We start from the raw sequence: 15001 nt of genomic DNA, 5'->3' as shown, positions 1-15001 counted from the left end.
TTAAATGAGTACCAGTCTCATTGGGTTACTGAGTGTTTAGCCCTATCAAGGAGGGCGGTCATGAATCTGTTGGATCTGATCGGCAACACCCCTTTAATCGACCTTAGTTTTTTATATCCCGAACAGCCTGATTTAGCACTGTTTGCCAAAGCAGAATGGATGAATCCTGGTGGTTCACTCAAGGACCGACCTGTTAAGCAGATGCTGTGTAAGGCTGTGGAGCAGGGGACTCTAGTTCCGGGGAAAATCATTCTTGACTCTAGCAGCGGGAATGCGGGGATTTCATATGCAATGATCGGTGCGGCGATGGGCTACGAGGTCACTATTGTCATTCCGGGCAATGCGAGTCAGGAAAGAAAGCAGCGCTTGCTTGCACATGGTGCGACATTAGTTGAAACAGATCCACTTGAAGGTTACGACGAAGCTCTGCGACATGTTCATGCGATGTATGAGGCATCGCCGGATAAGTATTTCTTTTGTGATCAGTATAAGAATACTGAAAATGTTAATGCCCACTATTTGGGGACGGCGGCTGAGATAATCGAACAGGTTCCGCGACCAGTCACCCATTTTGTTGGCGGGGTTGGTACCGGGGGCTCGCTGACTGGCATTGCCCGGCGGTTAAGAGAGTATTATCCGGAGATTGAAATTGTTGCAGTTCGTCCAGAGCGCTGGCCTGGAGTGGAAGGGCTCAAACCGTTAGGAGAGCCTGAAGATATAGTGCCGCAGATCTTTGAGGCGGATTATGTTGACCGTTGGGTGGATGTATCAGCCGATGAGACGAAAAGTTGCTGTATGAAACTTGCTCGGCACGGATATTTCGCCGGACAGTCGTCAGGTGCTTACCTTGCCGCTTGCGAAAAAGCGATGAAAGGGCTGACGGAAGCAACAGTCGTCACATTACTCTGTGATCTTGGTGAGCGCTACTTTAGTGCGGGGTTGTGGAACCATGGCCATTCAGATCAGTGATAAGATTATTACTCAAGTCATTAAGCATGCGGAAACGAGCTATCCGCATGAGTGTTGCGGTTTTATTATTGGAACGGCTTCTATAGACCAGAGCGGTGATATACAAGCTTCAGGCAGTTATTACCTGCCGTGCCTCAATGAAAAAAATGAAAATCGTGAACGCCGTTTTTTAATTGATCCCCTTGCTTATCAAGACGCTGAAGACAAGGCTGACAGTGAAGGACTGTCGATCATCAGCATCGTTCACTCTCACCCTGATCACCCTGATATTCCATCTGAATTTGACCGTGTACATGCCTGGCCAGGGCTCAGTTACATCATTGTCTCTGTCTGCAATGGTACAGCTTCAGGTTATCGCTCATGGCGACTCACAGATGATCGTGAGCGCTTTGATCAGGAGCTGGTTCGAATTGATAACGGCTCGTAGCAATTTCCTAAAATGTATATATAGCAGCGTATGTGAAGAGGCTACGAACATATAGGTTAAGTTATGAAGACTGTAATTAAGATCCCGTCACCTTTACGGCGGTTCACTCAACAAAGTAGTCAGGTTGACGTTGAGGCAGAAACTGTTTTTGAGGCCATGACACTACTTTGTGAAAAGCACCCCGATCTCCAGGTTCAGCTATTTGATGACAAGGGGCAGTTGAGAAATTTCGTGAACTTGTTTCTCGACCGGGTTGATATCAAACAGCAAAGCGGGATGGCAACCCCATTACGTGATGGCTGTGAACTGCGAATTGTCCCGGCTATTGCGGGTGGGGCAGGTCCATTGCCAACACTCACTCCGCAAGAAATCAGCCGTTATAGTCGCCACATCATGTTGCCTGAACTGGGTATGGAAGGGCAGCAACGATTAAAGGCTGCAAAGATTTTGATTATTGGTGCCGGGGGATTAGGTTCGCCTTTGTGTCTGTATCTTGTTGCTGCCGGTGTTGGAACGATTGGTCTGGTGGATCATGACACCGTTGACGAGACGAACTTGCAGAGGCAAATTCTATTCACTTTGGGGGATGTTGGCCAGCCTAAAGTGGATTGTGCCAAGGAGCGATTACTTGCGCTCAATGACGATTTGGATATCAAGTGTTATCAGGAGATGCTCACTTCTGCGAACGCACTTGAGATTATCAAAGACTATGACATTGTAATTGACGGAACGGATAACTTTCCGACTCGATATCTAGTCAATGATGCTTGTATATTACTCAATAAGCCCAATATTTATGGCAGCATCTTCCGCTTTGACGGGCAGGCAACGGTTTTTAATTATCAAGGAGGCCCTTGTTACCGTTGTTTATATCCAGAACCGCCGCCTCCTGGGCTGGTGCCATCTTGTGCCGAAGGGGGAGTGTTGGGTGTGTTACCAGCTATGATTGCCAGTATTCAGGCCACGGAGGCAATAAAAATGGTCACTGGGGCTGGTACGACATTGAGTGGCAGGTTGCTAACCTATGATGCACTGGGACTTAGCTTTGAAGAACTGAGCATTCAAAAAGACCCAAAGTGCTGCCTGTGCGGCAGTTCACCAACCATTACCCAGTTGATTGATTATCAACAGTTTTGTGGTATCTCAAGCACGCCGGTTGAGGTGCCTTATCAAGAGATATCTGCCATAGAGCTCAAACAACAGCTTGCGCAGAAAGCATCGTTAGTATTGGTTGATGTCAGGGAGCCCTACGAGCGTGAAATCTGTCGTATTGAAGGAAGTCGTCATATTCCTATGAACGTGGTAGCGGAGCATATGAACGAATTCAATCCGGAGCAGACACTTGTTTTTCACTGCAAGGTGGGCGGACGTTCGGCAAAAGTATGTCAGCAGTTTATTGATAACGGATTTTCCAATGTCATCAATCTCAAGGGAGGGATTTTGGCCTGGATAGACGATGTTGATTCTAGTTTGATGAAGTATTAATTTTGGCTAATACCTGTATATAAACACGGAGCCAAAAGGCTCCGTTGTTAGTTGACTGGTTGTTTAGCGCTCCCAATAGGCTTCTTCCAGGCAGTCTTCATGTTCTGGTAATCCATGAGATAGTCGTGGCGCATGCTGGGTCAAAACTTCGTAGCTGACTCGGTTAGAGTACTGACAAATCTGCGAGAACGATGAATACGTCAAAAATTGAGCAGTGTGCTTGCCAGAGTTAGGTACATTCTCTTTGTGGTAACGGTTTGCTGACATGTCATGCAGAAGAGCGGACAGGGCGGCATCACCAGCACCATTGGTATTTTTGATCTCAACAGGACCACCAAGGTATGGCGCAATATGAGAATAGACTCGAATTGGGTTATCACACTCCGATTTAACCATCGGGCGGCTAAACTCATACTTGTTAAAATCAGCAATACGACCCGGCAGCAATGGTAGAGACGATTCACGTTTTAGTGCATTGTCGGTATATCCAGCCATGTATAGCCCCACAGGACCAGCTGTACACAGAACCATATCAACCCACTCAAGAGCTTTGTCGGCAGCAAGAAGCGGATCTTTTTCGCCGGTCAGGGCTTCCGCTTCTTCTTCGTTCATTGCAACGCAGGTGACGTGCTCTTTCAGAAAATCAATCCACCATTCCTGCAGCCCTTCGATAACGTATTTGGTGCCTAGTGTGAGGACAACCGGTACGTTGTGTTTCTTGGCATGTTCAATGGATTTTAGTGCCGCTTCTTTCATCGGCGCGCCAGGTTTGCCGCGAACCAGGTAAGAAGAAAGCACTAACGCTGATGCATTTTCAAAAGCGCATTCAGGCACATTGTCTGGGCTAAGCTGGTTCATTTCACCTTCGTTGATGGCAAACGTACGCTCGCCGTCTTCGGTGATCAGGGTATAGCAGCGACCGATAGGACCATCAACAGGCTGCAAATAATCAAGATCCATGCGGCTTGAGGTATTGCAAAGGTAACGGTAGGCATAAGAACCAATTTTTAGGTCCTGACTCATCACACCCAGCAGGATCGATTTGTCATCAGCCAGTACTGAGTAGTTATGCAAAGTGTTGCCAATAGTATCACCCGGGTATTCGTGGCTGATCAGGTTGCGTTCTTTTAGCTCCTGGTAAAGCAGCTCGGCTTTATCTTCATCAAGAACCAATGAGTGGCCTTTGCTCAGCGAATGACGCTGAAGAAAGTCATCATCGATACGAGCCTCGATATCAACAATGGTTTGACCAACACCAACTAAGTGGGTTCGAGATAGCGGATTTTCTTGCTGGATTTGAGCAACTAATGGATCGCGGGCATTAACTGGAAAGTAATGCTTGGATTTACGCTGACCAGGGAATTTCATGTGTGAAAGCTATCGGTTTTAAGGAATTTTGTTTCATTCTATCACAGAAATGGGATTTACATCCCACTTCATTGCGTGAAGAGGAAGAATTTGATTCTTTTGCTTCTTTTTTGAACGTATAGAATTACAGCTGTAATTTACTGCAGCTGTAAGAGACGTATTAAGCAGGAAATTATGAATTTAATAGTTTTGGGTTATGGGCCTTCGAGCCCCCAACAGGCCGGTTAACAGAGATAGAACGGCCTTTTTTCATCCCTTTTTCATAATCATCAGTCAGCGCTTTCATTGCTTCCTGAAGCTGTTTTTTGAAGGTTTCACGGTCAATATTTTCAAACTCTTTATCGATATAGTTTGTCATGCGTTTATCATGATCATCATCGGTATTGAGTTCGGGGAGCTTTTCCAGTGCTCCTTCAATCCAACCCGCCAGAAATGAGCTAACGCGACGGGTAACTTCTGCCGAACTGGTACCGGTACCGGCAAAACTGTTTCGAAACTGACCGGTTTGCTGGTTCATTTCACGATAGACGACATCAAATGCAAAGGCCGCGAAGATAGCACGTTCGGCAACGCCAATAAATTCAGCCTGCTTTAGCCCTTTGTAATTGGTTAGTACACACTCAACGCCGAAACGGCGGTTGATGCCTCGGATAATTTTGAGGATTTGCTGACTGATGTCGGTTGGCAGAAGTGTCGAAGACTTGGTTTTGCCCATCTGAATGAATTCAATATCATCTTGTTCAAGGCCGTACTTGAGCATCAAGCGGTGTGCCATCTTGATTGCTTGTGCAGCTTCATTGACGTTCGCAGAGTTACCCAGCTCTAGGCATTTAGCAATTTTCTTCAGCGCCTTTCGCTTCTGTTCAGACATCCAATCACACTCGTTCAGAAAAGGGGCACGTATTTTAACGCTTTATGTTGAACAGTACAATTATATACCCAAGCTACCTCAAGATGCAGGATTCAGAGTGAGACCAGCGGGCTCAGTTCAAGGAAAATAACGGTAGGAATGGTAGTCCCTTTCAACGTTATTTGACACAGAAATGGGTTCGCTGGCTAACTCCCAAAGGGCGAGTTTACTTGGCTTCTATGCGTTGTTACCGATTATTGATTTAGAGCCACTAGATCTTCTAATCGGCGCCTAGCCTAGTAGCCAAGTAATTCTCGCTGAAACGAGCATCTTGAGGTAGCTTGGGTATAACTATGCTACTTAGTAGTAACAATTCTGCTTGTGACTTGAGATACCGCAGCGTCAACAGCATAATAGTTTCGTTGATACAGGATAAAGAACACAGACATGCCAACAGCTTACCAGTCAATCGATATACCTTTTGAGTTTCGTCATACCTGCTGGTTTTGTGGCGAGCCCTACTATGAGTCTTACTCATTTATGGCATCGCCAAATTATGATGAGCAGGAACTGCCGATAATGGTTCCTTGTTGCCAGGAGTGCTATCGCATTTGCCAGCCAATAAAGGTCAGTGGTCTGGATTTGTTACGCGATAAAGTGAAAGAGAAGCTTCATCGCAAGTATGAAAAACACCTGCAAATTGGTGCAAACTGGACTCAGCAGGAACTTGAGGAGTCAGAGTTTGAGGGTAAAGCGCTAGAAGGCTTTCGGGAAAGTGCCTGGACAATGTTTGAAATTGCCAAGCAGCGTGTAAATTATACCGGTTGGCCGCTGATAATCGACGGTTTGCCTGTTGTAGGCCTGACAAGCAGTTTCCAGGTTGAATTTAACGGCATCACATACACGAGCTTAGTGCAGGCTGTCGAACAGCTGGCCAAGGCATACAATATTCCACAAGCTTACCTTGAGGATGTGGTAGAGACGGTAGGCCGTCATCGTCTGGCTTACGCCATTCGTTTTGCCAAAACTACCTATGGATATTCTGCTGAAGAGCGAGAAGCGAGTATTGCCAGCCTGAAAGCGATGCTGGTGGAAGAAAGTGTGCTGGCAGCTGAAGAGCCAAAGTCAGCGCAAGGTCTAGAAGTCGCAATCTCAGATATCAAAGAGCTGATATTAAGCCGTACGATGATTTCGCCTTATGCGGTACAGTGGGCATTGAGGAAAGGCATTTCGACATTGAGCCAGCTTGCAGAGCACGAGGATGATTTCTTCGAGTACTTTATGCAGGAATCTGAGTTGGTAGCCTTTACGTATTTTAATGGTATGCAGATCTATCTGGAAAAGCGTGAAACAGATAATGAGTGGGCAATGAACGATGACCCGAACCGTGTGTTGTTTGCGAAGCTTGGTTAGCAATTAAAGGGTTCATTGTTGCTTGGCAGGAATTGCAAAAGGGCAGAAGAGAATTTCTTTTCTGCCCTTATTATTTTAAGTTATTGTTTGGCTAGCTTTACTGGTTATGGCGAGCCCATACCATGGTGTTTCCGTTTTCATCAAAGGCGACAACCTCAAACGGGTCTTTCTGATCTTTATATTCCATGCCAGGTGAACCCATCGGCATACCAGGCACTGCTAGGCCTACCATGCGTGAAGGCTTAGAGTCGATAAAGCGCTGGATGTCTTCTGCAGGAACATGCCCTTCGAATGTATAACCTTGGATTTCAGCTGTATGGCATGAAGCATACTGCGGGCGAATGCCAAGATCGATTTTCTTCGCCGTCATGTCCTGTACGTATTCAACGTCTAGCTCAAACCCGTTGTCTTCCATGTGTTTAACCCAGTCTTTACAACAGCCGCAATACGGTGATTGGTAGTTAGTTCCTTTGATCGTTTCTGCGATGGCGAACGAACTGCTAACGAGTAGAGATAGTGCGACGATGTGATTAATTTTCATTGTAAAATCCTGTTTGTCTTGTTCAAAATTTAAAGTAATTCGGAGTTAGTCGATGGCTGAAAAGGCCAAAGCAGCGATTGACTTGAAATCTAGGAAAAAACAGGTGGACGAAGGATCACATCGTAGAAATAAAGTCGTTCACCCACAGGCTCAGTAAAAACTTGGGTGGCAGAGGGAACAGATATTTGGAATAGGTGATTAAGAATCGCAAATTGTAGGCTGTTAGTATGACAGTCGTTATCGACACAGCAAGTGGGCACGGAATGATCACTCATTGTGTCAGTACTACACATAGTCGTGTTGTCTGGAGAAGCCGTTGTCATCTCGCTGCAGCAGGCCATCGCTGAACTGGTGTGACAGCCAGAGTGCGCTAGCGGGTTTTCAATGATGAACGAGTTAGCACTCACAGTTGGGGAAAGTGCTGTGAATAGCATTGCAAGCATGATGATTTTTGAAACTATCTGCTGCAGCCGCATGAAATACCTATAACTCGAACAAGAGAACTAACCCTAGGATTATATCCATGTTCCGTCCGAAGCGACAAGCTTTGTGGTTAAGAAAACGTTTATTGTCTGAGAATTGAGCATGTTTGGGTAATGAGTTGATGCTTAAAGGGTTTTGTTATGCAGCTTGAGTGATGATTCGATTACCTGAATATCAAAATTGATAATGAATTCTTAACCCTAACTTTGCTCTGACATACTTCGCCCAATTCTAGGTTTTAATTGGGGGATAAATATAATATGACGCTAAGGTTTATGGGTATGCAGTACACAGAACAAGACCGACAAGTATTACACGACACGTGGATGAGCTATAAAGCGAAGATGCGGGTAACCCAAATTGAGATGGCAAAGCGACTTGGCTTAAGTCAGTTGGTTTTTTCAGACATTTTACGGGGTCAGGTACCGTTAGAGCACAATTTTGTTAACCAGTTTTGCAATTATATCGGTGTTGACCCAGTTATGACGCTACCATCGTTGAGGGAGCAGGTTGGTGCAACAATGCCAAACTCCGTTACCTTGACCAATACCTACATTGTTGATGGGAATATTAAGAATGTTCGGTATAGTGGTAATCAAATTATTGTGGAATATGAACATAATGTCCAAACATACTAACTGCGGGCTTTATTAATAAACTTTTGATAAATTAATACCTTGCGCTAATATGCGCAAGGTGATGACTTGCTTCCTCTAACACCTCTCTTTACTTCGCTGAATACCCCTGTCGATAATTCAAATTATTCTCAGATATAAAACACATTAACTTTTTTGGTAGCTGGCTTTTTTTTGTTTTTGTGCATTTATCAAAACTACTGAAAAATGATGAACTTATGTTCAAAATTGAGATTAATAATATTTCCTTATATATCAATAATTTGTGAGTGTGAGCACGAATATTATCTTTTGTCGTCTTGATGTTTGAACACTATGTTCTAGATTTAAAAAGTCTTAGTAATAAGATATTTATAGTAAGGGAATATCAAGATGGCTTGCGATAAATATAATAATCTAATCTTTATCTGTGATTCCAGTTTACAATCCTCACTATTCAGAGATTTTCTAGAGAAATCTTTGGATATTCCTATTCAAATGACGACTATTGAAGGCTTGTCTGGATTAACATTACCAGAAAAAAGCTCGGTGCTAGTAATCATTGATAATACACACATCAATGAAGACTCATTAGACTTGTATATCAAGTTCCTTATAGAAAAGTCAATAAGTGGCAGTGAAGTGTTAATTAACTCCCCAAATAATGTTGCTGCTAATTTGATAGCAAAATGGCCGAATATGGTGGGTGTCTTTTTTGCTGGAGATGAAATGAGTGTTGTCGCCAAAGGAATGAAAAAAGTTCTTGAAGGCGAACTCTGGCTAAGCCGAAAGCTGACCAATGAATTGATTACCTCGTACCGTAACAAAGATGCAATTGTTGCCAAATCGACAGCAAACCTAACGACAAGAGAGAAGGAAATCATGCAGTTGTTAGTGTTGGGGGCATCCAATATACAAATTGCCGAAACCTTATTTGTTAGTGAGAACACAGTAAAGACGCATCTGTACAATGTGTTTAAAAAGATCAATGTAAAGAACAGGATGCAGGCTTTTATGTGGGCAAAAAACAATCACTACAATGATTTACCATTATGAGACTAGTCATTATCACACTGTTTGCTGCGTGTATTTTTCCGTCTTTTAATGCGGAGGCTAAAGATGAGAAGCCTCTCGAGAATGGGCCTCCGCTGGAACAGAAAAATGGCGCGCTTGATGATTTAAGAGAGATAAGTGGTGTGGTACTTGACCGAACCATGACTCGACTCGGAGAAGATTTCTACTCGCTTTTTTCTCAGAAGTTGAATGATGAATTCGAGGATTTGGAAGAGAACTTAACGGTAAAAGAACGACCGACAGCCTTGTCAGGCAGTATTATCACCGTTTTTCACCGACAAACTATTATCTACCGAACGGCTGTATCGCCTGGAAGAGATCAAATAGAAGCGAAGGTGGATGATGCAATAAAAACGGTCAGTTCCTATGTCGTGCGGTGGCGAATAGAGCGATATCTAAAAGATACCTTTGATGTTGATTATGACGAAATTTAAGAGGACTAATCATGAAAGGGAGCAAAATAGCCTTAGTCTGTCTGATAGCTTTATCTGCTAAGGTTTCGGCGACAGAGTTGGTTTATACACCAATAAACCCCAGTTTTGGTGGGAACCCACTAAACAGTGCTCATTTGTTGGGGGTTGCCAATGCTATCAATGATCATAAAGCGCCTGATGACGGCTTGCTTAATGAGCAGTCTGATCTGGAGCGATTGGCGGCAAGCCTTGAATCACGCCTGATAAGCCAGCTTTTGTCTGATGTTGGTAACGGAAATACTGGGCAACTTGTTACAAATGACTTTGTCCTAAACATCGTAGATAACAATGGTAGCTTGGTTATTCAAATAACAGATAAAGAGACGGGTGAATCATCGACAATTCAGGTGAGTGGTCTGGTACCGGATTTATAGGGAGAAGGTAGATGAAAGCGCTAGTTTGGGGGAGCTTGCTTCTCTTATTATCCGGTTGTTCTATGTCACTTGAGACTCCGGAGATAAGCAAAGAACCATCATTAATGGCGAGGGGTGTTGCATATCAGGATCTGGTATCCCTACCTCTACCTAAAGGGAAAGTCTTTGTTTCTGTATATGATTTTAGGGATCAAACAGGCCAATATAAACCACAGCCAAACAGTAACTTCTCTACCGCAGTTCCACAGGGCGGAGCAGCATTGTTAACAACAGCGCTGCTTGACTCCAAATGGTTTATACCGCTGGAACGCGAAGGGTTGCAGAACTTGTTAACCGAAAGGAAAATCATCCGTGCTGCACAGAAAAAGGATGAAATACCAACGAACCATGGTGTTCATTTACCCTCATTGGCTTCGGCGAATATTATGGTAGAAGGTGGAATTGTGGCCTATGACAGTAACGTCCGAACTGGTGGAGCTGGGGCACGATATTTGGGGATTGGTGGTTCAGGACAGTATCGCACTGACCAGGTTACCGTTAATGTACGCGCTGTTGATGTTCGAAGTGGAAGAATTCTGCTTAGCGTAACGACCAGTAAGACTATCTTTTCTAAAGAGCTTCAAACGGGTGTATTCAAGTTTATCGATTATAAAGATCTGCTAGAAGTAGAACTGGGGTATACAACTAATGAACCTGTGAACCTTGCTGTCATGTCAGCAATAGACGCGGCAGTTGTACACGTGATTGTTGATGGTATCCAGGCTGGCCTATGGGAACCTATGCGAGATGCGGATCTTCAACATCCAATAATCCAGGAATACATGCTTCGTGCCAGACCTATTATCTAGTTTGACCCCTTCCTATAACAACAAAGCCCTCTGCAAGAGGGCTTTTTAATGCTCAAAAAGTGAATTCTCATCGATTCTCAATACTCTGTTCTCAGTTCTGAGAATTAAATCACTGCGCAACTAAAGTATAAGTGCTTGATAATAAATAACTTATACTTTATCGATATTTTTACTACTTCTTTGTTAATTTAATTAATCACTCCTGTAAGTTGTTTTGGTCATTAGTATTAATCTTGATGCTTTGATTTTATCTTTTTGAATTTATACGTTTTATTTAAATTACTTAAACTATTTGATTAGTTTTATCGCTTTCTATTCATTGCATTTAACTAGTTAGGCGGTTTTTCATTATCAATAAAAGTATTAACAGTAAGAGAAGAGTTTCATGATTAGGTTGATGGAACAATATTTAGGAAATTCGATACTGATAGTACAAGTTAAATGTGTGGCTGTGAAAATGAAAAGTTACAAAAAACTAATTATTCCACTGTTTCTATCAGGTATTAGCTTTAACGTATTTTCAAGTGACCTAGCGTTTAATGAATTAGGTAAGCTATCAGAGTTACAGTTAGAGTACGATAACATATCAAGTGTTGAGCAAAGTGGTGCGTACAATAGTACAGCTACTGTTGTTCAACAAAATAAATATGGTGGATTAGGTAACGCAGCTAAGATCAAGCAAAGTGGTAGTCGTAATGATGCGTATATTGCTCAGAAAGGAAGCGGTAATAAAGCATATATCGACCAAAACGGAGATGATAACTATGCTGCAGTACTCGAAGATGGTTTTGATAATACTGGAGTTATTCTTCAGTACGGTAATAACAACAAAGCAGCAATAATACAAAAGGGAAGCAAAAACCGAGGCGAAATAGCGCAATATGGAAATGACAATAAAGCGTTAATCGTCCAAAAAAGTAACGTTAGGTATTTTAAATCCGATATCAACCAGACTGGTGGTCAGACGCATGTGATCATCAACGGGATGAACAAAAGCATTACTGTTCGATAACACAATTAAGGAATTGTCATGAAGAATCTAGCTCTATTAATTTCGGCTGCATTGGTATCTACATCTGCCGCAGCTACGGGATATTATGGTGATAACAAGTCGACAGTTAAAATTAAGAACAACAGTGATGGCAACCATGTCACAATTTACCAGGACTCTCCGGGCGGCTATGACGGTAATACCTCTGACGTCTTGATTGATTATGGGTCTGATCACAACTACGTTACTGTCAACCAGTATGGTGAAAAGAATAAATCAGATATAGATATTAATTACAACTCAGATAATAATTCTGTGTATGTAAGCCAAACAGGTTACTATAACGATTCCAAGGTCGGTATACATAACTACGCTGATGATAATACAGTAGGTGTGTACCAGGATGGTTACTTTAACTATTCCGATGTGTATATTAACAAGGGTGATTGGAACAATGTTCACGTAGATCAGTATGGTAACTACAACATGTCTGATGTTGACATTCTCGGTGAAAATGCTGATTACAACTATGTTTCTGTAAGTCAAGGTGGTGATTACAGTAAGTCTAAGGTGTTAATCAGCGACGGTTACTATGGCCCAACAAGCTATAACACTGTTCATGTAACTCAGACAAACAATGACTACTCGAATGTAGAAATTACACACGGTTCTTCGTACAACACTGTGTATGTAACACAATACTAATCTAAGTAAACGTGTAAATTATTGATGTGTTTTCGCTGCATTCTTTTGAGTGCAGCGAATTTTTATTAGAAGTAAAACTAAACAAATGGATAGATTGTGATGTTAAGAGTTAACTCTCACCAGTGGTTTGTGTTATAAGGTGTTGATTTTTATAGATTATAATCAGTTAAACTTTTTTACTAACGAGTAACGAACGCTATCAACCACAATGACTAGATCTCAGATTATCCATATTGATAAAAGTATTAAACTTGAGAGAGGATATTCATAATTAGGTTTATGGAATAATGTCTAGAAAGTCCGATACTAATAATACAACTTAAATATGTGAACATCGGCAAACAAGCAAATCAATTCGATTGAGTTTTGTATTGTCACAAGAGAATTATCTCGTTGAGAGACTGCGCTAAGTTTAATAATAAGTTGATTTATCATAAATCCAAACAAGGAAGAGAGCCAAGGATAGGTTGCTTACAATAATAATAACTGAATTATTGCAATGATTGTTTTAATTCGTATTTGTAATATTTGGTGTTGATTATCACCTGAATAATAAATGCATAAATAGTATTGTACGATAACACAATTAAAGGAATTATCATGAAAAAGTTAGCTCTATTGGTTTCAGCTGCACTTGTTTCAACTTCTGCAGCAGCGACAGGTTATTATACTGACAATAAGTCTGACGTTAAAATTAAGAAAAATAGTGACGGTAACCATGTATCTGTGTATCAGCACTCTCCTGGTAAGTATAAAGGAAATAGCTCAAAGGTTTTGATTAGCTATGGTTCTGATTACAACGATGTAGATGTTTCTCAGTATGGTAAAAAGAACCGTTCAGGTGTTTATATTTACGGTAACTCGGATCATAACTATGTCACTGTAGGTCAGAAAGGTTATCGTAATAACTCTAAGGTAAATATCGGTTATTATGCGGATTATAATGATGTAGATGTCTACCAGAAGGGTGCTTTTAACTATTCAACAGTTAGCGTTAAAGCAGGTGACTGGAACAAAGTTAAAGTGAAGCAAAAAGGTAATTGGAATTATTCTGATGTTGATATCTTAGGTGAAAATGCAGATCACAACAAAGTTAAAGTCAAGCAGTATGGTGATTACTCAAAATCTAAGGTTAGAATTGATGATTACTATGGCGGTGGAACTTCTTACAACAAAGTTCACGTAACACAGTCAAATAACGATTACTCGAATGTATATATTGCAGGTGGCTCTTCTTATAATCATGTGTATGTAAGTCAGTATTAATACATGAAAGTAGCGCTAACTACGGCCTTTCTAATCGCTGCATTCCATGTGAATGCAGCAACTTTTCCACCACTAGGTATTACCTGTGAATCGAAGACGGATAGAGTGAGATTGATTCTGAAAAATGAAAGTAGTGATTTTGTTCATATAAGAATCGTATCTAGTACTAACAATGTCATGGTTTCAGGTGGAAGGGGTAATAGCTCGAGTTCTTTAACTCTCAGTAAGTCACAGTTCCCGGTGACGCTAGAAACAGGCCATTCGGATCCGTTAGTGATTCAAAGAAACTGTGACATAGAAACTCAAAACGCTTCCTAGGAAGCGTTTTTCTTTTGACCGCAGCTTGTTAGTACGTATTCTTCCACTCTGGAATAAATAGGTATAACAGTCCGGCGCAGGCGATAGAGGCGAGTATGTCTGTTGGCCAATGCATCCCGAGCCAGATTCTGCTGATACCGACACCTGTTGCCCACAGGATCAGAAGGCTTGCAGCTGCTAGCTGGCGCCTTCGCCAATAGAATCCCCCCCAAAAAACGACACAGACAGCGGCGAAAATAGTATGCCCTGAAGGTAGTGAGTAGTTAGTCTCTCCTTGCCAATGGGATGTACGCCAATCACTGACATTCGGCGTAGCCATTTGAACTGCTTTTGCTTTTTCAGTCGCACTTAACTGATAGAACTCATCAACTGAATTCACGAGACCTAAGCTTTGCAATTGATAGCTATAGGGCCTTGGTATTTCAGTTAGTTGCTTAAGTGCTGTTTTGGCAATAAAGCTGAGTACTAGCAGAAAGGCAAACTGAAAAATAAGCCGGGCAACTGCTTTTGGGGGTAGTTTCGAAATCATCGGAGCTAAGCACAGAACACTGACGGTGACGAGGAAATAGGGGCTCCCAGCTGATGCTGTAAGTAATGAGAAAGTTTGACCTGTGAGATCGGATACGGGACCTGTCAGCTCGACAGATGAAAAGAACATAAGTACGCCGGACATCATGGTGGCGAAAATGAGCAGGGCAATGTAGCCAGGAATTTTGTTACGAAGAAACGAATAGATTGGCATTGTCATAAAGGATGATTAATTTGGACTCGCAGTGTATCAGAGGGTAACGCTAACAAAGTG

16 protein-coding genes are annotated in these 15001 nt (G+C 42.2%); 12 read left to right on the top strand and 4 right to left on the bottom strand.

From position 1 onward, the window contains the following. Nucleotides 1–60: 60 nt before the first annotated feature. The 3 genes from L4D19_RS19275 (at nucleotide 61) to moeB (ending at nucleotide 2881) form a co-directional block, all read left to right on the top strand. Entirely contained in the window at nucleotides 61–969 is a 909-nt protein-coding gene (locus L4D19_RS19275) for a PLP-dependent cysteine synthase family protein (protein ID WP_428453837.1), read from the top strand. Then, the gene (locus L4D19_RS19270) at nucleotides 950–1396 is read left to right on the top strand and encodes a M67 family metallopeptidase (RefSeq protein WP_428453836.1); all 447 of its coding nucleotides are present in this window, start codon (nucleotides 950–952) and stop codon (nucleotides 1394–1396) included. Before L4D19_RS19275 ends, L4D19_RS19270 begins: the two co-directional genes overlap by 20 nt. Nucleotides 1397–1459: 63 nt before the next feature. Then, nucleotides 1460–2881: a molybdopterin-synthase adenylyltransferase MoeB gene (moeB, locus tag L4D19_RS19265; RefSeq protein WP_428453835.1), complete on the top strand. Its 1422-nt coding sequence runs from the start codon at nucleotides 1460–1462 to the stop codon at nucleotides 2879–2881. Between the two features lie 63 nt (nucleotides 2882–2944). On the opposite strand, the gene L4D19_RS19260 is transcribed toward moeB, so the two are convergent. Both L4D19_RS19260 and L4D19_RS19255 read right to left on the bottom strand, forming a co-directional pair. Beyond that, the gene (locus L4D19_RS19260) at nucleotides 2945–4249 is read right to left on the bottom strand and encodes an inosine/guanosine kinase (RefSeq protein WP_428453834.1); all 1305 of its coding nucleotides are present in this window, start codon (nucleotides 4247–4249) and stop codon (nucleotides 2945–2947) included. Nucleotides 4250–4421: 172 nt separating this feature from the next. Next, complete coding sequence (locus L4D19_RS19255; RefSeq protein WP_428453833.1) at nucleotides 4422–5120, bottom strand: DUF2786 domain-containing protein; 699 nt, start codon at nucleotides 5118–5120, stop codon at nucleotides 4422–4424. A gap of 426 nt (nucleotides 5121–5546) precedes the next feature. On the opposite strand from L4D19_RS19255, the gene L4D19_RS19250 reads away from it, so the two are divergent. After that, the gene (locus L4D19_RS19250) at nucleotides 5547–6512 is read left to right on the top strand and encodes a hypothetical protein (RefSeq protein ID WP_428453832.1); all 966 of its coding nucleotides are present in this window, start codon (nucleotides 5547–5549) and stop codon (nucleotides 6510–6512) included. 97 nt (nucleotides 6513–6609) lie between these two features. Here L4D19_RS19250 and L4D19_RS19245 read toward each other — a convergent pair whose 3' ends face one another. Further along, nucleotides 6610–7053: a DUF411 domain-containing protein gene (locus L4D19_RS19245; protein ID WP_428453831.1), complete on the bottom strand. Its 444-nt coding sequence runs from the start codon at nucleotides 7051–7053 to the stop codon at nucleotides 6610–6612. A gap of 764 nt (nucleotides 7054–7817) precedes the next feature. On the opposite strand from L4D19_RS19245, the gene L4D19_RS19240 reads away from it, so the two are divergent. The 8 genes from L4D19_RS19240 to L4D19_RS19205 all read left to right on the top strand — a co-directional run bounded on the left by L4D19_RS19240 (nucleotide 7818) and on the right by L4D19_RS19205 (nucleotide 13881). Next, nucleotides 7818–8174: an XRE family transcriptional regulator gene (locus L4D19_RS19240; protein ID WP_428453830.1), complete on the top strand. Its 357-nt coding sequence runs from the start codon at nucleotides 7818–7820 to the stop codon at nucleotides 8172–8174. Between the two features lie 369 nt (nucleotides 8175–8543). After that, entirely contained in the window at nucleotides 8544–9206 is a 663-nt protein-coding gene (locus L4D19_RS19235) for a LuxR C-terminal-related transcriptional regulator (protein WP_428453829.1), read from the top strand. Then, on the top strand, nucleotides 9203–9658 hold the full coding sequence (locus L4D19_RS19230) for a curli production assembly/transport protein CsgE (RefSeq protein ID WP_428453828.1): 456 nt from the start codon (nucleotides 9203–9205) through the stop codon (nucleotides 9656–9658). Before L4D19_RS19235 ends, L4D19_RS19230 begins: the two co-directional genes overlap by 4 nt. A gap of 11 nt (nucleotides 9659–9669) precedes the next feature. Next, complete coding sequence (locus L4D19_RS19225; protein ID WP_160658289.1) at nucleotides 9670–10071, top strand: curli assembly protein CsgF; 402 nt, start codon at nucleotides 9670–9672, stop codon at nucleotides 10069–10071. An 11-nt stretch (nucleotides 10072–10082) separates the two neighbouring features. After that, a complete protein-coding gene (locus L4D19_RS19220; RefSeq protein WP_428453827.1) occupies nucleotides 10083–10919 on the top strand; it encodes a CsgG/HfaB family protein in 837 nt (278 codons plus the stop codon). Nucleotides 10920–11316: 397 nt separating this feature from the next. After that, on the top strand, nucleotides 11317–11931 hold the full coding sequence (locus tag L4D19_RS19215) for a hypothetical protein (RefSeq protein WP_428453826.1): 615 nt from the start codon (nucleotides 11317–11319) through the stop codon (nucleotides 11929–11931). Nucleotides 11932–11949: 18 nt separating this feature from the next. Further along, on the top strand, nucleotides 11950–12615 hold the full coding sequence (locus tag L4D19_RS19210; protein ID WP_428453825.1) for a hypothetical protein: 666 nt from the start codon (nucleotides 11950–11952) through the stop codon (nucleotides 12613–12615). A 600-nt stretch (nucleotides 12616–13215) separates the two neighbouring features. Beyond that, nucleotides 13216–13881: a curlin repeat-containing protein gene (locus L4D19_RS19205; protein WP_428453824.1), complete on the top strand. Its 666-nt coding sequence runs from the start codon at nucleotides 13216–13218 to the stop codon at nucleotides 13879–13881. Nucleotides 13882–14227: 346 nt separating this feature from the next. On the opposite strand, the gene L4D19_RS19200 is transcribed toward L4D19_RS19205, so the two are convergent. Next, the gene (locus L4D19_RS19200; protein ID WP_428453823.1) at nucleotides 14228–14947 is read right to left on the bottom strand and encodes a phosphatase PAP2 family protein; all 720 of its coding nucleotides are present in this window, start codon (nucleotides 14945–14947) and stop codon (nucleotides 14228–14230) included. Nucleotides 14948–15001 lie beyond the last annotated feature (54 nt).

It is taken from the genome of Photobacterium kasasachensis, from assembly GCF_050336885.1.
GTDB lineage: Bacteria > Pseudomonadota > Gammaproteobacteria > Enterobacterales > Vibrionaceae > Photobacterium > Photobacterium kasasachensis.
This window is presented reverse-complemented; position numbering and strand designations above follow the sequence as displayed.

Bases quoted from the DNA above. Each gene is read 5' to 3' on its own strand.
- L4D19_RS19275 (WP_428453837.1), top strand. From the start codon at position 61: ATGAATCTGTTGGATCTGATCGGCAACACCCCTTTAATCGACCTTAGT.
- L4D19_RS19270 (WP_428453836.1), top strand. From the start codon at position 950: ATGGCCATTCAGATCAGTGATAAGATTATTACTCAAGTCATTAAGCAT.
- moeB (WP_428453835.1), top strand. From the start codon at position 1,460: ATGAAGACTGTAATTAAGATCCCGTCACCTTTACGGCGGTTCACTCAA.
- L4D19_RS19260 (WP_428453834.1), bottom strand. From the start codon at position 4,249: ATGAAATTCCCTGGTCAGCGTAAATCCAAGCATTACTTTCCAGTTAAT.
- L4D19_RS19255 (WP_428453833.1), bottom strand. From the start codon at position 5,120: ATGTCTGAACAGAAGCGAAAGGCGCTGAAGAAAATTGCTAAATGCCTA.
- L4D19_RS19250 (WP_428453832.1), top strand. From the start codon at position 5,547: ATGCCAACAGCTTACCAGTCAATCGATATACCTTTTGAGTTTCGTCAT.
- L4D19_RS19245 (WP_428453831.1), bottom strand. From the start codon at position 7,053: ATGAAAATTAATCACATCGTCGCACTATCTCTACTCGTTAGCAGTTCG.
- L4D19_RS19240 (WP_428453830.1), top strand. From the start codon at position 7,818: ATGCAGTACACAGAACAAGACCGACAAGTATTACACGACACGTGGATG.
- L4D19_RS19235 (WP_428453829.1), top strand. From the start codon at position 8,544: ATGGCTTGCGATAAATATAATAATCTAATCTTTATCTGTGATTCCAGT.
- L4D19_RS19230 (WP_428453828.1), top strand. From the start codon at position 9,203: ATGAGACTAGTCATTATCACACTGTTTGCTGCGTGTATTTTTCCGTCT.
- L4D19_RS19225 (WP_160658289.1), top strand. From the start codon at position 9,670: ATGAAAGGGAGCAAAATAGCCTTAGTCTGTCTGATAGCTTTATCTGCT.
- L4D19_RS19220 (WP_428453827.1), top strand. From the start codon at position 10,083: ATGAAAGCGCTAGTTTGGGGGAGCTTGCTTCTCTTATTATCCGGTTGT.
- L4D19_RS19215 (WP_428453826.1), top strand. From the start codon at position 11,317: ATGGAACAATATTTAGGAAATTCGATACTGATAGTACAAGTTAAATGT.
- L4D19_RS19210 (WP_428453825.1), top strand. From the start codon at position 11,950: ATGAAGAATCTAGCTCTATTAATTTCGGCTGCATTGGTATCTACATCT.
- L4D19_RS19205 (WP_428453824.1), top strand. From the start codon at position 13,216: ATGAAAAAGTTAGCTCTATTGGTTTCAGCTGCACTTGTTTCAACTTCT.
- L4D19_RS19200 (WP_428453823.1), bottom strand. From the start codon at position 14,947: ATGACAATGCCAATCTATTCGTTTCTTCGTAACAAAATTCCTGGCTAC.